Source organism: Acinetobacter amyesii (assembly GCF_023499985.1).
GTDB classification, from domain to species: Bacteria; Pseudomonadota; Gammaproteobacteria; order Pseudomonadales; family Moraxellaceae; genus Acinetobacter; species Acinetobacter amyesii.
Map to the genome: position 1 here is coordinate 175,144 of NZ_JAMCOU010000028.1, position 25,449 is coordinate 200,592.

Here is a 25,449-nt window from a genome sequence, read left to right on the forward strand (position 1 = left end):
AAAAATAAGCTAAGTTTATGAAAAAACTTATTATTAATACTAATATGCTGAAAATGCAGCTTTTATTGAATCGTGTAGAAAATAGCTAAAAAACTGCTGTTGTAGTGTTGATAAAACAGCAGTTTGGGTCGGAATTAAGATTTCAATACGTTTTTAATGCGCACAAAACGCTTGGTTAAAGTATTCAAATAATTCAGGTGTTTGGCTCCATAAGCCGATGGATAAGGCTAACAAGGCCAGAATACTGATAGCAATACTGAGTCGGAACCATAATGTTGAATTAGTCATGAATGACACTTTCCTCATTAACCATGAAATGTACCAATACCCCAAAAATACTCAGGACAATCGAAAAAATCCAAATGGCATTATAGTTACCAGTCATATCGTGGTTCACACCACCCAACCAGCCACCAAAAAATGAACCGACTTGGTGAGTAAAGAACACGATACCACTGAGCATACTGAGATATTTAACGCCAAACATATTGGCCACAATACCGTTGGTGAGTGGTACGGTAGAAAGCCATAATAGACCCATAATGACGCCAAAAGCATAGATTGTCCATGTGCTTAAAGGCAGCAAAAGAAAGGCAATAATGGCAATGCCACGTAAACCATAAAGTCCCATTAACAGCTTTGGTTTGGAATATTTGCCACCAAGCCAACCTGCTGTGTAGGTGCCGACAATATTAAACAGTCCAACGAGCGCTAGGAAAATAGTGCCCGTAGTGGCATTAAAGCCATGATCGATTAAATATCCCGGAAGATGGATGCCAATAAACACCACTTGGAAGCCACAGACAAAAAAACCGAGTGCTAGAAACCAAAAGGGTTTATGCTCCCAAGCCAATTGCAAAATTTGTTTAAAAGTCAGAGAGGCTTCATGCGTATTAGTTGCATTTGGTGCAACATACATTGGTGCTTTTAGCATCCAAGCTAAAGGAATAATAAGCGCAATTAAAATGGCGCTGACCACCAAAGCTGAAGACCAACCCAATTTTTGCAGTAGCAGTAACGTAGAGGGCAGCATAATGAACTGACCAAAAGAACCTGCGGCACTGGCAATACCCATGGCTAAACTACGTTTGTCTGGATGCGCTGCACGTCCTACGGCAGAAAGTAATACTGGAAATGATGTGGCTGAGAGAGCCAAACCCAGGATTAAACCTGCGCTTAAATTAAGCAGTAAACCGGTAGAGCTGATGGCCATGAGTAATAGCCCTAGGGCATATAATGCACCCCCGACGGCGACCACGATCTTACTGCCATATTTATCTGCAAAAGCCCCAGTAATTGGCTGTACAGCACCCCAAATTAAGTTTTGCATGGCAATGGCGAGGCTAAAAACGTTATGTCCCCAACCAAATTCATCACTCATCGGCACGAGATAGAGGCCAAATGCATGACGCACCCCTAAAGACAATGCCAAAATAATAGCACTGCCAATGAGCATGTAAATCAGGGGCTTTGAGAAACGAGTATCAGACATACAGCAGGCTACATTCTTTAAATTTAATCCAATGGTATTCGAATAAACGCAGAGTTGCGATTAAATTTAATTCACCAAACAATAAATTTTTTTTATAGGTAACTATGGATGAATAAAGAAAAATGACACAGCCGAAATTCAAAAGTGTTTAAAAGAGATTGAAGAGATAATTCAAAATAAAAGACCATATATAGCCTAATAAAAAAGACGGCTGTGGCCGTCTTTTTTTATATTCAGGTTATTAATTAGAAACGCATACCGATACCTGCATATGCAAGGATCGGGTTTACTTCAATATCCGCTTTAGATTTGATCAGTTCGCCGTGTGTCGCATCTGTAACGGTAATGGTGGTTTCATTTTGAAGGTGTGCATAGCTGACAGAACCAACAGCAAACCATTTATCATTGAAATCATATGTGAAGCCCACCGTCGCAACCGGAGCAAATACATCAGTTGCCTCTAAATCAACTTTGGGATTTGCCTTACTTGGTTTTCCTTCCAAAGAGGCGCCTGCATTACCTTCTTTAATGTTGGCAATCATGTGACCTGCGGCAATCAAATCTTTCTCAATTTGTGGATTCATTTCCAATTCATTGAAGTAGGCATACATCACGCCTAGACCCACATAGGGACGGAATTTATTGACGCCAGTTTTACCGAAGTGATATTGGATTTCAGCAGCCGGAGTCCATGCACGTGCAGAAGCTGCTGCACCATGTGCGCCTAAGTCGGTAATGAAAATATCATTTTCAAGTTCAAGATTTCCCAGTGCACCGCCTAGTGGTTTTGCAATGGCTGAAAATGGCGCGTAAATTTTCCCTGAGCCTTGTAAATCAACTTTTGGCGGAATACCCGCTTTCATTTCTAGTGATACATTGTCAGTGAAGAAATAGTTGGTCATGATCCCAAGCGTGGTGACGTCGTCTGCTTCAAGACCTGTCCCTGGATTGTCCCATTGTTCAAGTCCTGAAATAGTGGCTTTACCACTCATTGCAGCAGGAACAGTGTCCAAAGTATTTAGCGCAACTTCTAGTAGGGGCGGAACTTTGTACCCTTCTCGAATATTGTCTTTTACTGTTTGTGATTTAACTTCGCCAACTTCTGCCTCATAGCCTTCATTGATGGCAGTATTTACACGAAATGGCTGCGCTTTACCTTGTGGCATAACATGTAAAGCACCAACAGAGACAGAAAAACGTTTGAAGCCATCGCCATCTTTTAAACTAAAATATGGTGAGTCTGCATGACTGATGATTGGTAGGGCAGCCATAGAAGCAGCAATGCACAATGCACTTTTTTTCATTTGAAAGGACTCCATGTCCGTAAATTGATAATAATTTTTCTAAGTGCTCATTATTCAAAATTAGTGCGTAAAAAATGTTATAGAAAACAAGAATAAACGTAATAGTCCTGTAACATTCTTGATGATTTGTATTGTTTGAAGGTTTTAATGAGGTATTTGTGTAAAAAAAAGAACATTTTTGAAATTTAGAAATGCTTCTATCTATTTGTAAATATTCAATATTTATTGACATAAATGACAGTGAATTTATTTGTTTAGGTCAATAAAATAGTTTAAAACGACCATATTCAAAGCACTTTTTTGTGCTGTTGTCCTCTATAGATATAAAACTCATAGCTGATCATTGAGTCTTTATATGCCAATCGAGTCTAATCACTCAAAGCCTTTTACACCAAAACCATTTTTTTTGTACAATAGCGCCAGATTCAATTGAGTTATTCGTATGAGTACGCAAAACCCTCCCAAGAAAAAGGCTTTAGTCAATTTGCCTTTTCCGATTAAAAAAGCTGAAGATAATGCTTCGGATGAAATCTTTGAAGATATGCGTCCAAAACCTCAGCGTTATGCTGATCGTACTTGGATGCCACCACGCGGTACACGTCGTTCGATGGGTAAGCGTTAAAAAGATTTAAATAAAAAAGCCATGATTAAAACCATGGCTTTTTTATTGCAAATGATTGATGTTAATTGCGTATTTCAGACTGAATTCTACGGTCATTATTTAGATAATACTTTTTCTTCTGACGATACATGTCAAGATCAGCACGTTTAAGCATATCTTCCATTCGCTCATTCAAGATATTGGTGGCAGAACCAATCGATATACTCATCGGTTGATTTGAATAAAATTGGTTATCGACCAATAACAACTCATTCAAACTTTGTAAACAGTTTTGCAGTGCTGCATCATCAGCACCCGGTAAAAGTATGACAAATTCATCACCGCCAATGCGCGAAGCAGAATAGGGCGTATGCTGAATAAGTTGGTTTAAAATGTTGCCCAGACGTCTGAGGATACTGTCACCAGCATCGTGCCCAATACTGTCATTGAGTTCTTTTAGTCCATTTAAATCAATAAAAATACAAGAAACAGGGCGTAATTGATTGCGTTCAAGACGCTTGAGTTCTGCTATATAAAATGAACGATTATAGAGTTTGGTCAGTACGTCGTGTTTACCTAAATACTCAAGATAATTTTCAGCCTTTTTACGTGCGGTAATATCGGTTAATGCAACCTGCACGGTGCTCCAATCATCAAGATAATCGGGAAATACAGTAAATTGTAGTAAGACGTGGCGAATACTGCCATCAAGTGCATAATTTATAGCTTCACGTTGATGATGTAGATTGCCATTCCAAAGTTCAATCAGTTGTTCTTTAAATGTTTGCAGCATTTCTTTGGCAAACACTTTATGTACATTTTTGAGCAATATTTCTTTGTCCGAAGCGCCAAACAAATCAAGGGTGGCCTGATTAACGTCAACGATCAATATTTCCTTAATACACTCTTGTACAAAATCGGGGTGAACATCCAAAAATGTCACAAAATCTTCTATACCTAAAGCGCGAAGCTGATCTAATTTTATTTTAATCCGGCTGAAATCTTCTACCCAAAGAGAGGTTGGCGAATAATGGAAACGCGCTTCCGCTAAATGACGACTTTGTTCTTGTAAACGGCAAGCTTCGGTATAAGACGTGATATCTTCAGTTGTAATTAAGACTGCTGATAAATCCTGCTCATGACTCGGTAGCACGATGCCCTTGAGTTGAATGTCTAGGCGTTGTCCACTGAGCGTATAGTTCACGGCAGAATGGGAAAAATGCGTTTCACCATTCCACAATGCAACCAACTCTCTAATGTGTGTTTGACACATCTCCGCCTGAAAAACTAAATCAAGGTTTTGACATAAATGTTCAAAGTCACGTGCTTGATACAGTTCTAACGTTTTTGTGTTGACCTGTAAGATTTTTATTTTTCTTGCACATTGCAGAATACGTGATTCATCTTGTTGAAGAAAAGTGGAGAGATCCTGCACACCTTGCTGACGCCAGAGATCAAATTGTTTTTTGACTTCACTGTAATCTTCAAGCCACATGGCAATGGGGGATAGCTCAAAAAAAGGAGAATCTAGCATGTCTATTTTATGTGCTCGTCATTCTTCATGATAATTACAGCATGTAGTATAAGACGAAAAAAATGATATTAAAATAATGTGATATGTAAAATAAACTTTATTTTTAATGTGACTTAAGTCGCTAAAAGTCATTAATCCACATTAGATTAAAAGCCAATGTAGACTTTGGCTTTTTTTGGGGGGAAATGAGGTGAAAATAGTCTTTAGCGGCTGGCTTTACGAGCTTTATTTTCAGGTCTTGGTGCAGCGATTTCACGTTCAGCTTTCCAAACATCAATGAAATCTTTTTCATTGATGTTATACAGTTCAAGTAGGGCTAAAATGACGCCGCCAAACATCATCGGGCCTTCTGAGTTGCTTTGAAACTCAAATATTTTCCCATTCAGGGCATGCAAAATATCTTCAATTTCAAAAATACGGTCACGACCATTGCTATCTGTCGGGTACATTTGGGTATTCAGCACAATTTTCGCAAGACTTTTTTCATTATCTGTTAAGGCCAGAACATCAACCAATTCATCTGCCGAAGGTGCAAAAATTACCGAGTCTTGAAAAATTGTATGTAGAAGTTTCGAAGTAAGTTTAGGTAAAGCTTTTTCAACGAAAGGACGGAATGAAATTGGAAAAATAACATTTCTGGAAATCCCCTTAAACATGGGAGCAATTTCTTCAACTTTATAGCCAGCGACACCACAGCCAATCGAAGTAATGAAATATTTGGTCTTCGGATGATTCTTGGTATAGATTTTAAAATCATCAACATAATGTTGAATCTGAGACAATGGCATTTGTTGTAAATGCTCATTCATTGTTGGAATAGCAAAACTTTGACCAGCCCATCCACGACCAATACCATTCATTGCACCAAAATGCTCTAGGGCAGTACGCGCTGCACCGCCAGCATGTTGACCTGCCATATTGCTGCCAAAAACAAAAATAGTATCTTCGGGTAGGTTTTTAACAATACTTTCGTCATGATATTGGTAAGTCATAAGTTTGATCTGTGGCGTCCTTTTGTTCATGTTGCAGGTGAAATTTATATAGGTCAAGTATCAATAAGGGATAAATGAACGCTTTATTCTTGAGTTTTTTTAGAGCCAAGAGTTTCCTCAAGAAAAACATGCGAAATCAGGCGAATTATTTTTCAAACATGAGAAAAATCTATGGGTTTATGTTGAATGATAATTTTACAGTCCGTACACGCCTCTGGTATTTACATAAATTTAGCGTTGTTTTGTGCAACTTTGCCCTCATAATAAAGCCATATAAAACTGTTGAAGAAGAGTGTGATGCAGGAACAGCCTTTTGAACTCGTAACACAATATCAGCCGGCAGGTGATCAGCCTCAAGCGATTGAGAAATTGGTGAAGGGGATTGAAAAAGGAATGCATGATCAGTTGCTCTTAGGGGTAACAGGTTCAGGTAAAACCTATACCATGGCAAATGTGATAGCACGCACGCAACGTCCAACGATTATTATGGCGCATAATAAAACTTTGGCTGCGCAGCTTTATGGCGAGTTTAAAGCCTTCTTCCCGCATAATGCCGTGGAATACTTCGTCAGTTATTATGACTATTATCAACCCGAAGCCTATGTTCCATCTTCAGATACTTTTATTGAAAAAGATTCATCGATTAATGATCATATCGACCAAATGCGTCTTTCGGCAACACGGGCATTATTAGAGCGACGTGATGCAATTATCGTAGCGTCAGTTTCAGCTATTTATGGTCTGGGTGATCCCAATGCTTATATGAGTATGCTTCTGCATATCGTGGAAGGAGACCGTATTAGCCGTGATGATATCATTCGTCGTTTGGTGGAAATGCAATACACCCGAAATGAACTCGAATTTTTACGGGGCACATACCGTATTCGTGGTGAAATTATTGATATTTTTCCTGCTGAATCTGATCAAAATGCCATTCGAATAGAATTATTTGATGATGAAGTTGATTCAGTTCGATGGTTTGATCCATTGACGGGCAGAATGGTCCGTAAAGTGCCACGTATTACGATTTACCCAAAAAGCCATTACGTAACACCTAAAGATAATTTACAGCGTGCAATTGGAACGATTCGTGAAGAACTCGCAGAACGACTAGGATTCTTTCGTGCAAATGATAAATTACTCGAAGCACAGCGTATCGAACAACGTACACGTTATGATTTAGAGATGATGCAGCAGCTTGGCTATACCAACGGTATTGAAAACTATTCACGCCACTTGTCTGGCCGTCCTTCTGGTGAAGCACCTCCGACTTTGTTTGATTATGTACCTGATGATGCTTTATTAATCATTGATGAATCGCACGTTACCGTTCCGCAAATTGGGGCTATGTATAAAGGTGACCGTTCACGTAAAGAAAATTTGGTCAATTACGGTTTTCGTTTACCAAGTGCGCTTGATAACCGGCCAATGAAATTTGAAGAATGGGAGCGGATTATTCCTTCGACCATTTATGTCAGTGCAACGCCTGCACATTATGAAATGGAAAAGTCTGAACAAGTCGTTGAGCAAGTGGTTCGACCCACAGGTTTGGTCGACCCTGAAATTGAAATTCGTCCAGTGTTAACGCAAGTGGATGATGTATTGTCAGAAATTAATAATCGTAAAAACTTAAATGAGCGTGTATTGGTTACGACATTAACCAAACGTATGGCAGAAGATTTAACTTCATATTTGAAAGAATATGGTATTAAGGTCGCTTATTTACATTCTGATATTGACACTGTTGAACGAACTAAAATTATTCATGAATTGCGTTCAGGTGTATACGATGCAATTGTCGGGATTAACTTACTGCGCGAAGGCTTAGATATGCCAGAGGTGTCTTTAGTCGCCATCTTAGATGCTGACAAAGAGGGGTTCTTACGTTCTGAGCGTTCTTTGATTCAAACCATTGGTCGTGCAGCGCGTAACTTAAACGGTAAAGCGATTTTATATGCAGATCGTATGACTGACTCAATGCAAAAAGCCATTGATGAAACGGATCGGCGTCGTAATTTACAAATCGCCTTTAATCTTGAACATGGCATTACACCACGTAGTGCTGTACGCCAAAACGTTAATGATATTGATACTGGTGAACTGCTGACAGATGATGAAATCGATGCAAAAATTTCAGATCAGGCCAAGGCATTAACTGCAGATGAACGTCATTTGATGTCGGATCCAAAACTTCTGGCAAAACATATGAATAAGTTGGAAAAAGAAATGCTAAAAGCGTCTAAGGAATTACAGTTTGAACAAGCCGCTCGATTACGCGATGAAATCTTGCGTTTAAAAGCACAGATGATTTCATAATTTTGTTAGACAAGATGCGGAATATTGTTTGAATGACATACATAATTCAGACAAGAAAATGATTTTTAGAGCAATTTTTTCCGCTAGAGTAAAAACACGAGAGAAAGAATTACTTAATTTTCATCGAATGTTTTGCATCGAAATGAGGCATAAAAATGACAACAACGAATCTTCCGAAAGCTGGTTTTAAACTCGCAAAAATTGCACTTGGTGCAGCAGTGTTAATTGGTTTGGGTGCAGCCACAATGGCCTATGCACAGACGAAACCGTTACAGACTGTGGAAAAAGTCGAGCTCGATCGTTATTTAGGTATGTGGTATGAAGTAGCTCGTAAGCCTATGGTTTTTCAAAAAAGCTGTGACCGTGATGTGATTGCGGTTTACACGCTAAATGAAAATGGCAACATTAATGTAAATAATCGCTGTGTATCTAAAGATGGTACCAAGAAGCAATCAATAGGCGAGGCATTTGTACAAAATGCACCGTTTAACACGAAATTAAAAGTTAGTTTCTTACCAGAAGCCATTCGTTGGTTGCCTGTGGGGCGTGGTGATTATTGGGTACTCAAAGCCGATGAAGACTATCAAACAGTTTTGGTGGGTGAGCCACGTCGTAAATATATGTGGGTTCTTTCTCGTTCGGCTCATCCAGATCAGGAAGTGATTCAGGAATATCTAAATTATGCTCAATCTGTCGGTTATGACTTATCAGATATTATTCATACCAAGCAAACAGTAAAACCATAAAACCTAAATATTTGAACAAATGCTAAAAAACCATGCCTGTGCATGGTTTTTTATTTGCTAGAATGTCCATGCGAAAAGCTTGATTGATCAAGCAAAATATCAAGATTATGTAGTCATTTGGACTGGAGTGAAAGATGTATAAAGGCGTTGCATTGTCTGTATTGGCATCGGTCACTTTCGGTATTTTGTATTTCTTTACCATCTTTTTAAAACCTCTAGATAGCGAGCAAACTTTTGCATGGCGCATGTTGGCGACCTTGCCATTTTTAACCTTATTTATGTGGTGGATGAAAGATTTAAACAAAGTCAGTGAAATTTTTTGGCGTGTGGTCAAGCAACCGATCTTTCTCATTTGGTTAATCATTAGTTCATTTTTATGTACTACACAGCTTTGGTTGTTTTTGTGGGGACCAATTAATGGCCGAGGGCTAGAAGTATCTTTAGGGTATTTTCTATTGCCCTTAGTAATGGTTCTGGTTGGATGTGTACTGTATAAAGAAAAGCTGTCTAAATGGCAGATGGCTGCCGTGGCATTGGCAATTTTAGGGGTCGGCCACGAAATTTGGCGTATTGGCAGTATCGCGTGGGAAACTGTCTATGTCGCTGTGGCTTATCCGATTTATTTCTTTTTACGTCGTACCTTTAAAACCGATCATTTGGGTGGTTTTTGGTGGGATCTTTGCTTAATTTTGCCTGTAGCCTTTTATTTAGGATTTATTCATAGCGATAGTTTAGCGCTGATGTTGTTATTCCCGTATCTGATTTTGGCGGTTTTAGGACTGGGTTTTCTGAGTGCGCTTGGCTTAGGTAGCTATATGTTGGCGAGTCGTTATTTGCCATTTGTGATTTTTGGTTTGTTGAGTTATTTAGAACCCGTGTTGTTAGCTTTTGCATCCATCGCATTGGGGGAGCGAGTAGAAGCCGAAGAATGGCTGACCTATATTCCAATTTGGGGTGCGGTATTGTTATTGGTGATAGAAGGTGTTTTGCATCTGTTTAAACAAAAGCAAAATGAACGTGCGCTAGCAAAAAATGTAAAAGCGTTAAATGATCGAATCGATTCTTAAACTGAAAATGCTGGTACGATAAATTGATCAGTTTACAATTAATGCTTGCTGTTTTTTAGTAAAATCTTAAACTTAGAAAACTACAACAAGACATGATTCAATTTATTGTTTAGGAAGAACAGCATTGAATGATGGTGTACAAAAATATTTATTTTAGATAAAAATAAACTGAAATCGATAAAAGATTGATTAAAGAACCAAGATACAGGAAGCAGTCAGTGGTTGTCCCATTTCATCTAAGCGCAAAACTTTTACAGCTACAACCCGTGCTGGATCAGCATTGGCAGAGTATCGTGTCTGAAGTGTGCACTGATCTTGATCAATCAAACTTACCGCAGATACAGCAGGTGTTATTGCAAAAAGGTATTCGTTGGGAGTCTTCATCACAGTCGTATCAAAGCGATGTACCGATGAATTTGGGCATGCTGATGAAAGTACTAAAATATGATGTCATGCGTGAGCATGCACAGTATTTGGCAACACAGCTTGAAGAACTTCGAACATTGACAATGAGTATTCAAGTTGCGCAAAAATTAGAAGAAAACCTATCCTATATCAATAAAATAGATGCAGAAGAAGATTTTGAATTACAGTATGAAAAAAATGTATTACATCAGCATTTCATTTTAAATGCCGCACAAATCATTCGTAAAATGGATTTGATTGCGCCGAGTGATGCACGTCAACTCACTGCCCAGCAAGTCAAAATTTTCTTGATCGAAATTTTCTTAAAGTCACATATGTTAGGGCAAGTTTTTGATGCTTCTATACCAAAATCATCTGAGGTTTGGCAACATCCGATTTTTAAATATTATTTAAAGCGTGAACAAAAAACGCGATATTTACAAATTGTACAAACATCTGAGTTTATTTATATTTTGTCGCCTGATTTAGATTGGGTGACGCAGTATTCAGCAACTCGATTTTTATCTACAAAGCATAATGATGCCTTAGCAGACGAAATTTTTAATGGGGTGGCCATAGATTTAAATACTGCTTTAGAAAATCAACAGATCGAACAATTAAAATTTCGAGTCTCAAAGTTGGCATCCATTGCAGGTTTTATACATTTAGATCTACAAAATTTAATGCAGCAACTACATACACGGGTAGATAAGCATCTACTTTTGATGCTGCATGTAGAGGATGCCACTCAACAATTGGCGACGGTTTTACCTGCTTTTGAGCAGCAGTTCAATGCATTGATCTTGAAGCCATTGCATCAGACTGTTCAATATCAACTGAATGAGCAGATACAGCATGACTTTGTATTTTTCCATAGCTTGCAAATATCTCAGAAGCTCATCACGAGTCTAAACGTCTTGAGTAGTTGCCCTAAGTTTGAGGCAAGTTTGGAGTTGAAGCGACTGCGACTTCAACTACAGGCTTGGCAGGTGCTTTTGTTGAAACGGCGTACGCACATTTTTCATGTTCAAAATGAAGATGATTGGGAGTTACATCATCAGCAGTCACAGCAAATTCATACGGCGTTGAAAGCGCTCTTGCAGCCGAACGAGGATCAACAGAAAATCTTTGCTGCTGAAGCCGTCGTAGAAAATACGGGTACCCATGGCGCGCATGTTGGATTTTCCAAACGCATGACGAAAACAGGGGATTATGAAAGCCTTGAAGCCGATGCTTTAAAAGCGCAGCAGCAAAAAAAGCGACAAACTTATATGCAGGTTTTAATGTTGCTAAAGGAACATGCGTCACAGCTCGTCAATCTCGATTTTGAGCCATGTGAAAATGCCTTAAAGGTGCAGTCTTTTAGTGATCGGAGATATTTTGCGATTAGTACTGGAGAGAATGGTTTAAATGCACTACCGAAAATATTAGAGCTGAGTGTAAATTTCTTTGATTTTAATTTGGAAAAGTTTGCTGAGAATCTGAAAAATTAACAGAATTTTAAATATTGATCTGACTTTAAAACTAATGTTAGGCAGTAACATTAGAGGCGTAATTTGATCCAAATAAAAGAACGATACGCGGTAATGTTATCCGCAATTGTCTAAGACAAGGTTACTTCTAATAAAAAATGTTTTTGCGATACTTTGAATAAATTGACGGTAGTGAACGAGTTTTACGGTGAGGAGCATTGCTCCGCAAGATGGTTTTCTTATGAAGCATGCTTCTCATTTTGCCAAATGAGAAACAACGTTTCGTAAGAGTACCTCTAGCTGAAGGCTAAACCCTTTATTCAAACCTCAAATGTAAGACTCCGTCGAATAGTCTCAAAAATCATTTTAAAATGTGAAATTATTATTACGAGCTTAGCATCAGTAAAAATACTATAAATTGAGCAAAATAAAAAAACACCACAATTTGAAAAATATAAATATTCGTTCATCTTTGAGCTAAATATGCAGAGATCTGGTTGATAAAACTACATTTGAAATTTTGTGACAAAAATCTGCGAAAAAGCCAGTTTTTCAACTTTCGGCTATAAAATCATAATACTAATCATGATTATTTTGAAAATTGATAGTGAATATATAACAAAATAACCTTGTCGAAATCTGCTTTTAGATTCATTAATTTTCAGTTTTCCATTACAATTGTGGGGTTTTGAAATTTATGCTTAGATTTACAATTAATTAGAGGACGTATCTGTGAGCAAAGACACTATCGTTGCCCTACATGCAGAGCACCAAGGTCGCTGGAAAAACCGTGAAGAAATCGCGGAACGTATGATTGCCCTAGTGGGTCAGTTATATCGTGAAAAAAACATCGTAGCTACAGTATACGGTCGTTCTTTAATTAACCGTTCGGTTATCCAAATTCTTAAAGCGCATCGTCGTACTCGCGTACTTGACGTTGAACTTTCAGTTGTGAACACTTTCCCAATTCTTGAAGCTTTGGCAAAAATCGAAAACATCGGTACTGCTGAAATTGATCTTGGCAAACTTGCTGTTGAGTTCAAAGAAAAAGGCGGTGATGTTGACGCATTCGTTGCTGACGCTGTGAAATCACTTGAAGGAAATGCAACTAATGTTGAAAACCGTGATGTTGTACTTTACGGTTTCGGTCGTATCGGTCGTATCCTTGCACGTTTGATGATCAGCCAATCTGGTCTAGGTCGTGGTCTTAACCTTAAAGCAATTGTTGTTCGTAAATCATCTGACGGTGACTTAGAAAAACGTGCGTCTTTGTTACGTCGTGACTCTATTCATGGTCCATTCGCAGGTACGATTTCTGTTGATGAAGAAAACGAAGCAATCATTGCTAACGGTAACTTCATCAAAGTGATCTATGCGTCTAACCCATCTGAAGTTGATTACACTGCTTACGGTATTAACAATGCACTTGTAATCGATAACACAGGTAAATGGCGTGATTCTGAAGGTCTTGCACAGCACCTTAAATGCGCTGGCGCTGCACGTGTAATTCTAACTGCACCTGGTAAAGGTGACATGAAGAACGTTGTATACGGTGTGAACCAAGCTGACATCCTTGATGAAGATACAATCATCTCTGCTGCAAGCTGTACAACAAACGCGATCACACCAACACTTAAAGTGTTAAATGACAAGTACACAGTGATCAATGGTCACGTTGAAACAGTTCACTCGTTCACGAATGACCAGAACTTAATCGACAACTACCATAAAGCTGACCGTCGTGGCCGTGCTGCAACATTGAACATGGTTATTACTGAAACAGGTGCTGCTAAAGCTGTTGCTAAAGCACTTCCTGCTCTTCAAGGTAAATTGACTGGTAACTCAGTACGTGTACCTACTCCAAACGTATCTCTTGCAATTTTGAACCTTACTTTGGGTCAAGATGTTGACCGTGAAGAAGTGAATGAATACATTCGCCAAATTTCAATCAACTCTAACCTTCAAGGTCAAATCGGTTATACAAACTCAACTGAAGTTGTATCGTCTGACTTTATCGGTTCACGTACTGCTGGTGTGTTTGACGCTCAAGCGACAATCGCTTCTGGTAACCGTTTAACTGCTTATGTTTGGTACGATAATGAAGTGGGTTATAGCTGCCAAGTATTGCGTATTGCTGAGCAAATGGGCGGTGTAAGCTATCCAAAAGTTCCTGCTGAAACTAATGCTTAATTAGTTCACGCTGTAAAAAAAGGGCCTCATTTGAGGCTCTTTTTTTATCTAAAGAGTATGGGTTAAAAATTTAAGGCATAGATGACGAATGGATTGATCAAAAGTATCAAAAGTTCTTGTTTTTTCTGCCACTGTTAGATGAGTGTGAGTCATTTATAATGAAAAGCTGACTAAAAAGTTCAAGTTTTAAGTTAATGAAATTATTAAAGAATTAAATACAAAAAATTGCAAACTGGTTTGTATAATGTGTTCAAAATGAGACTGTAAAAAATAAAAAGCAAAAGGAATTTAGTTTGCAAGCAAAGCACATGCTCAGTGGATTGGCATTTATTGTGTTTGCTGCGCTCTGTGGTGTACTTATCGCCATTTGGGTGTTTAAGCACTTTAATATTTATATCCCGCTAGAAAATCAGAACGTCAATATTGACCTGCAAGAGCCGTTACAAGCCGAAGTCAAAATTCATGATGCCTTGGATGTGGACGTGACAGGGCGGGTGAATGCTGAAATTCCGATACATGAAAATTTAAATATTCCCTTAACTCAAACGCTGACGCCACGGGTGTATTTTGATAATCAAGTCCCAATCAAGACCACGATTCCAGTGCGTGAAACTTTGAAAGTGAATCAAAACCTTCCTGTGAATACCAAAGTGAAAGTTAAAGTCATGGGGCAGGATGTGACTTTGCCGCTCAAAGGTGATATCCCGATACAATTGGATATTCCAGTAAATATGAATGTGCCTTTGGAGCAAAAAGTACATTTAAAATTTGATGCGCCAGTCAAAACCGTGCTGAAAGAAAACCTACATATTCCACTAAATGCAAATTTAAAAACCAATATTCCTATTGAAGGTAATTTAAATGTTCCAATTAAAACGGCATTAAAAGCGACAGTGGATGTGCAAAATACGTTGCCGGTTCAAATTAAAAAGGGTGAATTGGTAATTCCACTAAAAACAATGCGACTCAACAGAGAGCATGCCAAAACTGAAGCGAAAGCTCAGGAGTAAGCCATGTGGATATTTCAATCGGCGAAGCGCATCATTTTGAGTTTTATCGCAGTTGCGTTATTGGTTGCGGTACTATTTTGGTTGTATTTAAATATTTATGCGTCGATGCAAGTACGTGCAAAAAATGCTGATATTCAATTGTCGCATTCACTACCCACCAAAATTTCCGTTGGTAATTATTTGCAAACGCAGTCTATTGGGACTCTGGATACGCAGATTACTTTAGATCGAAAGCTGCAACTACCCTTAAAGGGAAAATATCTGGCAGATTTGCAGTTTAGTGTAGAGGTTCCGATCTCTGTGGATATTGATTATTCCACCAATATTCAAATTAACCAGACGATGCCGCTTGAGGCGACCACAGATTTGGTGATTAAAAATAAACTTGTGCCGAAGTTTCCGCTAAAAATGGATATACCAATAAAACTGGATGTCCCATTTCACTTAAAACGAACCTATAACATTCCTATTCGAATTAATTTTAATGGTCCTGTGTATTTTGAGTTTAATGAAAAAGTTGATTTGCACGTGGTACATCAGTTTGCACCACAGCTAAAACTCAATGACCCGATGACCATGCGAAAAATCGCAACCTTTAATGCCACGATGTACAACGCAGAGCGTAATACCAAGGCAAATTTAGATATGAATATGGATTTGCCGATAAAAAATGTACATCCATAAGTTAGATTTAACTCAAAAAAAAGCCCGAATCAATTCGGGCTTTTTTGTTGGTTTGATCTTATTTTAAAGCAGCTTCAACAGCACTGTGTAGAGTAGTGGTTGGGTGACCGAGTAGCTGTTCCAAGTCCTTGCGATCACTTTGCATCGCACTGTCAATGCTATTGATATCGGCATCGACGATCACATCTACAAGACCAGCAGGTAAGCCAGCTTGTAATAAACCTTGTGTGTAGTCTTCTGCAGTTAAATTTTGATAGTGAACATTTTGACCTGAAACTTGCTGTAGGGTTTCAGCAAGCTGTGCCAATGTGAAACTGTCTGAGCTTGCAAGTTCATAGGTTTTATTTTCATGACCAGAGCTTGTAAGTACTTTTGCAGCAGCTTCAGCATAGTCAGCACGTGTCGCTGCATTAATTTTTCCATCCTTTGCTGCACCAAATAAGGTACCTGTTTCCACCACATGCCCTACAGCGGCAAGATAGTTTTCGACATACCAGTTATTTCGTAAGAAGGTATAGGTTAAACCACTAGCTTGAATCAGACTTTCTGTTTCACGATGTTCTTGAGATAAACCCAATGGTGACGTATCTGCACGTAACAGGCTGGTATAAGCAAGATATGGAACTTTCGCTTCTACTGCAGCATCAATTACGGCTTTGTGTTGTGGAGTACGCCGACCAATTTCATTGGCAGAAATGAGTAATAATTTATCGACACCTTGTAGTGCAGGAACCAGTGTGTCTGGTTGATCATAGTCAAAATGACGAAGTTCGATGCCTTGAGCTTGTAGGGATGCTGCTTTTTCTGGTGAGCGAACTAAAGCGATGATGTTTTCGGCCGCGGTTTCTTTCAATAAGAATTGAAGGACCAATTGGCCTAGTTGACCTGTTGCACCTGTAATTGCGATTTTCATATTTAAACCCTCTGATTGTTGAATAAATGATCTTGATGGTTGAATCTTAATCTGTTAACTTACTAAATGTAAGTACGTACCAAAAAGTAAGTTAGTGACTTTGAGGAAAGATTTAATGAACACATACGCTACAAGTAAATTATTAGGTCAAGTTTTATCCACAGATTGTCCATCTAGAGAAATATTGGAACATCTCACCAATAAATGGTCAGTATTAGTTTTGCGTTGTTTGACTGAAGGGGTACACCGTTTTAGTGAACTTAAGCAGCGGATCGAAGGGGTAAGCGAAAAGATGCTGGCTCAAACGCTGAAAATGCTCGAGCAAGATGGTTTTATCTTGCGGACAGTCTATCCAGTCGTGCCACCCAAAGTTGAATATCAACTGACTTTAATGGGCTCGCAGGCTGCAGAAAAGTTAATGCATCTGATTGGTTGGGTTGAACGAACCTTGCCTGAAATTATTGAAGTCAAGGAAAATGCACGTAAATAGCTTTCAGAAATGGGGAAGTGAAATTCGTTTGCCATTTATGAAAGGTATTTTGATGATGAGCTAAAGATTTTCGAGCGAGGTGCGGATTTTCCTAAAAATTTGCATCAGCACCAAAATGAATGAAATTTATAGTATTGCTGAATAATATTGTTCGAGAAATTCTTTAAAATATGGCAGAATAAGCGGTTTTAAAGTTTTTAGAGGATTGGCAAACATGCGCTTTGTTGATGAAGCAGTCATTACCGTAGAGGCTGGCGACGGTGGCAATGGCGTAGCCAGTTTTCGCCGTGAAAAATTCGTACCATTTGGTGGTCCAGATGGTGGTGATGGTGGTCGTGGCGGTAACGTATACGTTCAAGCCGACAACGACACAAGTACCCTAGTAGATTATCGTTATACACGTAAATTCCGTGCAGAACGTGCTAAAAATGGTCGTGGAGCGAACTGCTCAGGCCGTGGCGGTGAAGATACCGTATTGCTCGTTCCAGTGGGCACAACAATTGTAGATACAGAATCTGGCGATATCATCGGCGACTTAGTGGCTGACGGTCAGCGTGTGTTAGTGGCAGCAGGTGGTGAAGGTGGTTTGGGTAATACTCACTTCAAATCTTCAACCAACCGTTCTCCACGTAAATGTACACACGGCTCAAAAGGCGAATATCGTGAAATTCGTCTTGAATTAAAAGTACTCGCAGACGTTGGTTTGTTGGGTATGCCAAATGCGGGTAAATCAACCTTTATCCGTGCAGTTTCAGCAGCAAAACCAAAAGTTGCAGATTATCCATTTACCACAATGGTGCCAAACCTAGGTGTGGTTGATGCCGATAGTCACCGTTCATTTGTAATGGCGGATATTCCGGGTCTAATCGAAGGGGCTGCAGAAGGTGCAGGTCTAGGTATTCGATTCCTGAAACACTTGGCGCGTACACGTATTTTATTGCACATCGTAGATGTTCAACCGATTGATGGTTCTGACCCTGCGTATAATGCAAAAGCAATTTTGGAAGAGTTGAAAAAATTCTCCCCAACACTTTCAAAATTACCTGTTGTATTGGTACTCAATAAAGTAGACCAATTGGCGGCTGAAACGCGTGATGAATGGTGTGATCACATTCTCGAAGAGTTACAGTGGAAAGGCCCTGTATTCAAAACTTCAGGTTTAACGTTTGAAGGTACTAAAGACGTTGTGTATTACCTGATGGATCAAATTGAAGAACAGCGCGAACGTGAAACTGAAGATCCTGAATATGCTGCAGAAGTTAAAGCGTTCCGTGATCAGCTTGAAGCTGAAACACGTGAGCAAACGCTTGCTGCGAAAGAAGCATATCGTGAAATGCGTCGTCAACAACGTCTGGCAGGTCAAGGTGAAGACTTTGATGATGAATTTGAAGACGGTGATGATGAGGCAGAATCGTACTACGTACGTTAATTGCTGAATAAGTGTCAAAGCAAACAAGTCTGAGGACAAGATGATAGAAGTGGTAGATGGGCAACGTCAGCTCAAGGGTTGTAAACGTATCGTTGTTAAAATCGGATCATCACTACTCACAGCAAACGGAAAAGGGTTAGATCTGGATGCAATCTCGCATTGGGCGGGACAAATTGCAGAACTACACAATGCAGGGCACGAGATCATTCTTGTGTCTTCCGGTGCTGTGGCTGAAGGTATGGTTCGAATGAATCTGGACAGCCGACCCACAGATCTACCCAGTCTTCAGGCTTGCGCAGCCATTGGACAAATGGGTTTAATACATACTTGGTCAAGCGTTTTAGAACAACGTTCTATTCGTACAGCTCAAGTTTTATTAACCCATGACGATTTGGCTGACCGTCGTCGTTATTTAAACTCTTGTGATGCCTTGCAGCATTTGATTGATTGGCGTGTGATTCCTGTGATCAATGAAAATGACACAGTGTCGACTGACGAAATCCGCTTTGGTGATAACGATACTTTGGCAGCTATGGTGGCGGGTCAGGTACATGCAGACTTATTGGTGATTTTAACTGACCAAGAAGGCATGTTTGACTCAGACCCTCGTTCCAATCCAGATGCCAAACTGTTCCATACAGTACGTGCAATGGATGAATCATTATTCGATATGGCTGGCGGCGGCGGTAAATTCGGTCGTGGTGGTATGTTGACCAAAGTTCGTGCGGCACGTTTGGCAGCCAAGTCCGGTTGCCCAACAGTCATTGCGAGCGGTGATAGTGATAATGTGCTGTCACGCGTGATGGCCGGTGAATTACTTGGTACATTATTTATTACCGACAATGACCGTGTCACAGCCCATCAACAATGGTTAGCTGCACATTTACAAACAGCTGGTCGCTTAGTAATTGATGATGGCGCAGTCAAAGCCATTCGTGATAATCACCGCAGTTTATTACCTGTCGGTGTGAAAGCGGTTGAAGGGCATTTCGAACGTGGTGATGTGGTGGAATGTGTCGATACACAAGGTCATCGTGTTGCCGTCGGTCGTGTAAACTTCAGTTCACGTTCGGCAGAAATCGTCAAAGGTTTGGCCTCAGATAAAGTTCATCAAGTTTTAGGGGAAGCCCGATCACTTGAAATGATCCATCGCAATCATATGTCGATTTACTAAATTGAAAGATCAAAATCCTGCTTCCGAGCGGGATTTTTTATGGCATGCCATTTGAATATAACGATAAAAATAGAAATAAGAGGAAAAGAAGATGAGCGAAATTCAATATTTAAACATTCAAGATCTAAAAGATGAGCAGGCTCAACTGTGCGAATTATTGGCACAATGTGTGCAAGATGGTGCATCACTGGGTTTTTTAGCAGAAGAATCTAAGTCGCAGTATGATGAATATTGGTCTGCTGTGGCGAAGGATATTCAAAAGCATAAAACCTTTTTGTGGGTAGCGCTGCAAAGCGGTGAAGTTGTGGGCACAGTACAATTGGTTCGTGCCACCAAAGCCAATGCGCTGCATCGTGCTGAGATTGAAAAACTTATGGTGCATCCAAAGGTACGTCAGCGAGGCATTGCTCACCAACTATTAACACTTGCAGAAGATCAAGCAAAACACTTGAACTTGAAATTACTCGTACTTGATACACGTACAGGCGATGTCTCTGAAAAGCTGTATGAAAAATTTAACTTTATAAAAGCTGGGATCATTCCGCAATTTGCATTGAGCCATACAAGTACAATAGATTCAACGACATTATTTTATAAATTATTAGTTTAAGTTGAAACGGATGGATATTTTAGACCAAAACTCCTGCACAGATGCAGGAGTTTTTCATTAAAGGTTCTTTTGATTAACTCGTTTAGAGAGTTCTTCCGCACTTTCAACTCGTTCAGAATAGCGATCTGTGAGGTAGGCAGATTGACCACGTGTGAGTAGGGTAAATTTATATAATTCCTCCATCACATCGACAATGCGAGTGTAATAGGAGGAAGGTTTCATGCGATCATTTTCATCAAACTCTAAAAATGCTTTCGCAACGGAAGATTGATTTGGAATCGTGATCATCCGCATCCAACGCCCAAGGATGCGCATTTGGTTAACAGCATTAAAAGATTGCGAACCACCACTGACTTGCATTAACGCCAGCGTTTTACCTTGAGTAGCACGAATGGCACCTGCAGCTAAAGGAATCCAATCAATTTGTGCTTTCAATATAGAGCTCATCGCACCATGTCGTTCTGGCGAACACCAAACCATGCCTTCTGACCATGTAAGCAATTCATGTAATTCCTGAACTTTGGGATGTGATGTTTCAGCATTTTCAGGCAGAGGAAGACCTTTAGGATGAAAGATTTTGACTTCTGCACCAAAATGTTCAAGGATTCGACCCGCCTCCAATACCGATAAACGGCTAAATGAGCGTTCACGGTTAGAGCCATATAGCAGCAGAATGCGTGGCGGATGTTCAAGTGCTTTAGCTTGAACTTGTTCAAAACGCGGTGTTTCAAGTAGATCTAGTTGAATATTGGGGAGCTTCATTTTAGTTCTCTTTATACCATTTGCGTTTTAACCATAGCGATACACTCACTAATGCAATAAGCACAGGCACTTCAACCAATGGGCCAATAATCGTGGTAAATGCAATCGGAGATGCAATGCCAAAGGTCGCGATGGCAACAGCGAGGGCAAGTTCAAAATTATTACCTGCTGCTGTAAAGGATATCGCAGTGGTTTTGGCGTAGTTATTGCCCATCCATTTGCTCATCAAAAAGCTAATGAAAAACATCACCACAAAGTAGATTGTGAGGGGAATGGCAATACGCAGTACATCCATCGGAAGGCTCACGACATCTGCACCTTTGAGGCTAAACATCACCACAATGGTAAAGAGTAATGCCATTAAACTGATGGGGCTGATTTTGGGTATAAATTGATTTTTATACCAAGCCAGACCTTTTTGTTTTACCAATATGGCACGCGTCAGGAAACCGAGCAGGAAGGGAATACCTAGATACACCAATACTGCATGTGTGATGGTCCAAAAGCTGACTTGGATCACTTGTGCTTCGATACCAAAATATGGCGGTAAAAAACTCAAAAAGAACCATGCGTAGGTACTAAAAAATGCAATTTGGAAAATACTGTTAAATGCCACTAAAGCCGTAACGTATTGGTTGTCCCCACAAGCGAGATCATTCCAAACCAGAACCATTGCAATACAACGTGCTAAACCAATCAGAATCAAACCGGTCATGTATTCAGGGTAGTGTTGTAAAAAAACGATCGCCAAAATAAACATCAGGCAAGGCGCAATTAACCAATTTTGAACCAGTGATAGGTATAAGGTACGTTTATCTTTAAACACTTCAGGCAGGGCTTTGTAATCCACTTTAGCCAAAGGCGGATACATCATGAGGATTAAACCAATGGCAATCGCAATATTGACATCACCGATATTGAGTTGATTTAAAGCCCTTGAAGCACTTGGAATATACACGCCAATCGCAATGCCTAGCCCCATTGCGATAAAAATCCATAGCGTGAGATTGCGGTCTAGAAATGACAGTTTTGCAGCAGCCATTATTGAATCTCTGAAATTTTTTGGATTTCTTTGTTAAGCTCTTCACGACTTAATTGCTTAAAATCGAGTGCAAATAAAGCATCTAAACGGCGGTTAATATGTGCCACGGTATCAAGAAAAGCTGCAAGTTTGATGTCATCTGCAAGCTCTAAATGGGAAGGATCTTCTAAGCCCCAGTGTGCTTTGATGGCAGAGCCTAAGTAAATTGGGCAAGCTTCTTGAGCTGCAGAACCACAGACAGTAATTACCACATCGGGTTGGTATTGTTCACATGCTGTGATGGTTTTACTCGACAAGCCCTCAGTCGGTAGATTGAGGTTATGTAGGGTTTTTAAGGTAAATGGGTGGACTTGTCCTGAAGGTTTACTGCCTGCGCTATAGGCACGGAAACCTTCAGGGGCACGCTTGTTAAACAGTACTTCGGATAAAATGCTGCGGCAGCTATTGCCAGTACATAGAAATAAAAAATTCATAGCGTTTCACACAATGTGGTAGTGCCTTTCGGGGAGTTTAAATCGAGGTCTTTAAATCGTTCTTGGTGACGCATGATATCGAGTATTTGTGTACACCAAGTAGGCAGTGCAGGGTGAATGGAGTAATAGACCCATTGACCTTTACGTTGATCACTCAGCACACCTGATGAACGCAGTAATGCCAAATGACGCGAAATTTTAGGTTGGCTCAATTCAAGGGACTCAGTGAGTTCGCAGACGCAGAGTTCACCTTTACAAGCCAACAGCATGATGATGTTCAGACGAGTCTCATCTGCAAGTAATTTGAAAAATTCAGTCTGTTCCATGTTTATCTGCATATATGGATTTACATATATCTTTACATATGAATATGTGGATGTCCATATGTATTGTTCAATAAAAATCCCACACGCGGTGGGATTTTGATATTTAGACCAGCTTAAAAGTCGAATGAAGTTTGTAAGAAGAAGGTACGTGGTTGCCCTATATATTTACCACCTGTTGCATCTGATGAACGGGTGAAATACTGTTTATCAAAGACATTCTTAATGCCAGCGGCAACTTTAACCCCTTGCAGCGAACCGCTAAAGTCATAGCCTGTACGTACAGCGAAAGTTGAATAGCCAGGAATATCGCCCAGTTTACCGTTTGCAGTTTCTTCAGTTTGATAGATCCCCGAATCTTGGTTGCCGGGTGCACGTTGTTTAGATTGTGCATACATGTCGGCGTTGATTGACCAAGCATCATATTTATAGCCTAAGCCAAAGTTTGCGACATTTTGTGAATAGAATGGCAAGTCCTTACCTTTGAAATTACCTGCTTCAGCAACTGCCTTGGTATAGGTGTAATTACCATAGGCTTTCAAGCCTTCGAGGGTGTCAGCTAAATGTCCAAAGTCATAGCTAAAACCGGTTTCGATCCCTTTATGACTTGTAGCACCGAGGTCAGTCCAAATGCCATTGTTTGCAGCATCACGTTCTAAAATCAGTTCTTTGTCAAAATCTAGATAAAACGCAGTCAATTCAGCATTCAAACCATTGCCTAAATATTTTGTACCAATTTCATAGTTATTAGACTTTTCAGGATGTAAGCCATCTAAGGTGGTGACCGCTGTAGTGCCTTGTGTTTTTGCTAATTGGTTATATTGCTGTGGACCAAAAGATACACCGGCATTAGCAAAGAAATTCCAATGGTCTGTTGCTTTATATAGGACAGCTAAACTTGGTAAAAATTCGTCTGATTGGATCGAGGGATGAACAGTATTTTGTAATACGCCATTTTTATAGGCACTAAAACTGTTTTGCGTATCAATCGATTCAAAACGAACGCCCGGTGTAATATTCCATTTACCCAATTCTATACGGTTATCGATATAAGCTGCGTGTGCTTTGGTGCCACCCGCACTGCGGGTACGTGCTATAAACTGACCGGGTTCAGCATCTGCAGCGTATTCAGTACGGCCTGCGAACTCGGTGCTTTCTTCATCCATATAACGGTAGCCTACAGTCACTTCATTCAGCGTGCTACCTAAGCTATAGCTACGAGAATAACGTGGCTCAATGGCAAAGACTTTATAATCACGTGGTGAAGTATCTAAGCGATGATTACCATTGGTTAATGTGGATTCAAGGTTGCTGGTACGGAATGAATCGATGTAATAACTTAAAAGTTCAAAGTTATTCGTGTCATCTTTATGTGTATAACGTAAGGATACATCTGAACGACGGCCAGTGAAAAAGTCACGATAATGCGACGTTTGATACGGATTTGCTTCGAATTCAGCAGCACTTAAACCTTCAGGCATTTCACCTGTACCATCGTAGTGATGGAAATTTAATGCGATTTTATCCTGATCAGTGATGTCATAAGCGGTTTTTAACATGACATCATCAATGTCATTTTTATTGTTTGCTTCACGATAACCGTTGCCTTTAGTGCCTGAATAAAGCAAGGCAAGACCTAAACTATTATCTAATGTTCCACCAACAAACAGACTAGGACTTAATTTTACCTGATCTGTACCTGTCGCATATTCAGAGTTTAATGCCATGGTACCTTTAAAGTCTTCAGGAATGCTACGTGTGGCAAAGTTGATAATACCGCCGACATTTTGTGGCCCAAAACGGACAGAACCTGCACCACGGACTACGTCAACAGATTCTATATTTCCTAAAGAGACAGGCGCCATCGAAAGCTGTGGTTGGCCATACGGTGCAAATGACATTGGTATGCCATCGATCAACACAGTTGAACGTGGAGAGAGGCGAGAAGTTAATCCACGAACGCCAATATTTAATGAAACATCGCTACCGCCAGTACCATTATTTTCTTGAACCTGAACACCAGGAACTTGGCGTAACGCATCTTTAAGAGATGTTGCTGCGCTTTCGTTTAAGCGTTTACGGTCAATGATGGTCCGCGCACCGGCATGCTTTTGCACCTTCTTTTCATTGGCGTTTTCCAGCCAGTTCCCTTGAGTTTCAATGGTGATGGTCGGTAAAACATCAGCTTGCGCGGTCTCTGTATTTTCAGCAGCAGAAGCCATAGTGGCAACCATGCTTATACCTACGGCAATAGTTAGCGGTAATAACGGGAAATTTTGAAGCTTTGGAGATTTTTTGCTTGAACTATACATAAAAGTGTGAGCAATGGAGAGAGAGCGCGTATCATAATCTTGCATGCGATAAATTTAAATAAGGATGATTATCATTTAAAACTATGAATATGATTAAGCTAATAGACT

Annotated in this window: 23 protein-coding genes; 12 read left to right on the forward strand and 11 right to left on the reverse strand. The window is 39.9% G+C overall.

Features of this window, described 5'->3' with window-relative positions; all coding sequences use genetic code 11:
* Positions 1-153 precede the first annotated feature (153 nt).
* The 3 genes from M5F03_RS16635 to M5F03_RS07960 form a co-directional block, all read right to left on the reverse strand.
* Positions 154-288, reverse strand: coding sequence for a hypothetical protein (locus M5F03_RS16635; RefSeq protein WP_257221407.1), 135 nt, complete (start codon positions 286-288; stop codon positions 154-156).
* Positions 281-1,492: an MFS transporter gene (locus M5F03_RS07955; RefSeq protein ID WP_249707870.1), complete on the reverse strand. Its 1,212-nt coding sequence runs from the start codon at positions 1,490-1,492 to the stop codon at positions 281-283. The genes M5F03_RS16635 and M5F03_RS07955 overlap by 8 nt, the downstream gene beginning before the upstream one ends.
* A gap of 245 nt (positions 1,493-1,737) precedes the next feature.
* Entirely contained in the window at positions 1,738-2,796 is a 1,059-nt protein-coding gene (locus M5F03_RS07960; protein ID WP_249707872.1) for an OmpW/AlkL family protein, read from the reverse strand.
* 442 nt (positions 2,797-3,238) lie between these two features.
* Between M5F03_RS07960 and M5F03_RS07965 the strand changes: the two genes are divergently transcribed.
* The gene (locus M5F03_RS07965; protein ID WP_078190224.1) at positions 3,239-3,418 is read left to right on the forward strand and encodes a hypothetical protein; all 180 of its coding nucleotides are present in this window, start codon (positions 3,239-3,241) and stop codon (positions 3,416-3,418) included.
* 61 nt (positions 3,419-3,479) lie between these two features.
* On the opposite strand, the gene M5F03_RS07970 is transcribed toward M5F03_RS07965, so the two are convergent.
* The gene (locus M5F03_RS07970; RefSeq protein ID WP_249707938.1) at positions 3,480-4,937 is read right to left on the reverse strand and encodes a sensor domain-containing diguanylate cyclase; all 1,458 of its coding nucleotides are present in this window, start codon (positions 4,935-4,937) and stop codon (positions 3,480-3,482) included.
* 197 nt (positions 4,938-5,134) lie between these two features.
* Positions 5,135-5,923: an A1S_2505 family phage non-structural protein gene (locus M5F03_RS07975; protein ID WP_180022615.1), complete on the reverse strand. Its 789-nt coding sequence runs from the start codon at positions 5,921-5,923 to the stop codon at positions 5,135-5,137.
* A 294-nt stretch (positions 5,924-6,217) separates the two neighbouring features.
* Here M5F03_RS07975 and uvrB point away from each other — a divergent pair, with 294 nt between their 5' ends.
* From uvrB to M5F03_RS08010, 7 genes are all read left to right on the forward strand, one after another.
* Complete coding sequence (gene uvrB, locus M5F03_RS07980; RefSeq protein WP_180023439.1) at positions 6,218-8,239, forward strand: excinuclease ABC subunit UvrB; 2,022 nt, start codon at positions 6,218-6,220, stop codon at positions 8,237-8,239.
* A 155-nt stretch (positions 8,240-8,394) separates the two neighbouring features.
* On the forward strand, positions 8,395-8,985 hold the full coding sequence (locus M5F03_RS07985) for a lipocalin family protein (protein ID WP_180060292.1): 591 nt from the start codon (positions 8,395-8,397) through the stop codon (positions 8,983-8,985).
* A gap of 134 nt (positions 8,986-9,119) precedes the next feature.
* Positions 9,120-10,052: an EamA family transporter RarD gene (rarD, locus tag M5F03_RS07990; RefSeq protein WP_180127258.1), complete on the forward strand. Its 933-nt coding sequence runs from the start codon at positions 9,120-9,122 to the stop codon at positions 10,050-10,052.
* A 218-nt stretch (positions 10,053-10,270) separates the two neighbouring features.
* Positions 10,271-11,950 (forward strand): hypothetical protein, encoded by a 1,680-nt coding sequence (locus M5F03_RS07995; RefSeq protein WP_249707873.1) that lies wholly within the window; start codon positions 10,271-10,273, stop codon positions 11,948-11,950.
* A gap of 711 nt (positions 11,951-12,661) precedes the next feature.
* Positions 12,662-14,119 (forward strand): glyceraldehyde-3-phosphate dehydrogenase, encoded by a 1,458-nt coding sequence (locus tag M5F03_RS08000; RefSeq protein ID WP_111885541.1) that lies wholly within the window; start codon positions 12,662-12,664, stop codon positions 14,117-14,119.
* A 308-nt stretch (positions 14,120-14,427) separates the two neighbouring features.
* Positions 14,428-15,129, forward strand: a complete 702-nt coding sequence (locus M5F03_RS08005) for an MFS transporter (RefSeq protein WP_143221649.1) — start codon at positions 14,428-14,430, stop codon at positions 15,127-15,129.
* A gap of 3 nt (positions 15,130-15,132) precedes the next feature.
* Positions 15,133-15,813 (forward strand): hypothetical protein, encoded by a 681-nt coding sequence (locus M5F03_RS08010; RefSeq protein ID WP_249707875.1) that lies wholly within the window; start codon positions 15,133-15,135, stop codon positions 15,811-15,813.
* Positions 15,814-15,871: 58 nt separating this feature from the next.
* Here M5F03_RS08010 and M5F03_RS08015 read toward each other — a convergent pair whose 3' ends face one another.
* Positions 15,872-16,726, reverse strand: a complete 855-nt coding sequence (locus M5F03_RS08015; RefSeq protein WP_249707876.1) for an SDR family oxidoreductase — start codon at positions 16,724-16,726, stop codon at positions 15,872-15,874.
* A gap of 115 nt (positions 16,727-16,841) precedes the next feature.
* On the opposite strand from M5F03_RS08015, the gene M5F03_RS08020 reads away from it, so the two are divergent.
* The 4 genes from M5F03_RS08020 to M5F03_RS08035 all read left to right on the forward strand — a co-directional run bounded on the left by M5F03_RS08020 (position 16,842) and on the right by M5F03_RS08035 (position 20,429).
* Positions 16,842-17,216 carry a winged helix-turn-helix transcriptional regulator gene (locus tag M5F03_RS08020; RefSeq protein WP_249707877.1) on the forward strand — a complete coding sequence of 125 codons (375 nt, stop codon included), beginning with the start codon at positions 16,842-16,844 and terminating at the stop codon, positions 17,214-17,216.
* A gap of 214 nt (positions 17,217-17,430) precedes the next feature.
* A complete protein-coding gene (cgtA, locus tag M5F03_RS08025) occupies positions 17,431-18,645 on the forward strand; it encodes an Obg family GTPase CgtA (RefSeq protein ID WP_078190204.1) in 1,215 nt (404 codons plus the stop codon).
* Between the two features lie 40 nt (positions 18,646-18,685).
* Positions 18,686-19,819, forward strand: coding sequence for a glutamate 5-kinase (gene proB / locus M5F03_RS08030; protein ID WP_180004924.1), 1,134 nt, complete (start codon positions 18,686-18,688; stop codon positions 19,817-19,819).
* 91 nt (positions 19,820-19,910) lie between these two features.
* The gene (locus M5F03_RS08035; protein WP_249707878.1) at positions 19,911-20,429 is read left to right on the forward strand and encodes a GNAT family N-acetyltransferase; all 519 of its coding nucleotides are present in this window, start codon (positions 19,911-19,913) and stop codon (positions 20,427-20,429) included.
* Between the two features lie 57 nt (positions 20,430-20,486).
* Here M5F03_RS08035 and arsH read toward each other — a convergent pair whose 3' ends face one another.
* From arsH to M5F03_RS08060, 5 genes are all read right to left on the reverse strand, one after another.
* Positions 20,487-21,191: an arsenical resistance protein ArsH gene (gene arsH, locus M5F03_RS08040; protein WP_249707885.1), complete on the reverse strand. Its 705-nt coding sequence runs from the start codon at positions 21,189-21,191 to the stop codon at positions 20,487-20,489.
* Between the two features lies 1 nt (position 21,192).
* Complete coding sequence (gene arsB, locus M5F03_RS08045) at positions 21,193-22,233, reverse strand: ACR3 family arsenite efflux transporter (RefSeq protein WP_249707886.1); 1,041 nt, start codon at positions 22,231-22,233, stop codon at positions 21,193-21,195.
* Positions 22,233-22,706: an arsenate reductase ArsC gene (locus M5F03_RS08050; protein ID WP_180076934.1), complete on the reverse strand. Its 474-nt coding sequence runs from the start codon at positions 22,704-22,706 to the stop codon at positions 22,233-22,235. Before M5F03_RS08050 ends, arsB begins: the two co-directional genes overlap by 1 nt.
* Positions 22,703-23,032, reverse strand: coding sequence for a metalloregulator ArsR/SmtB family transcription factor (locus M5F03_RS08055; RefSeq protein WP_249707887.1), 330 nt, complete (start codon positions 23,030-23,032; stop codon positions 22,703-22,705). Before M5F03_RS08055 ends, M5F03_RS08050 begins: the two co-directional genes overlap by 4 nt.
* Positions 23,033-23,145: 113 nt before the next feature.
* Positions 23,146-25,386, reverse strand: coding sequence for a TonB-dependent receptor family protein (locus M5F03_RS08060; RefSeq protein WP_372491134.1), 2,241 nt, complete (start codon positions 25,384-25,386; stop codon positions 23,146-23,148).
* Positions 25,387-25,449: the final 63 nt, after the last annotated feature.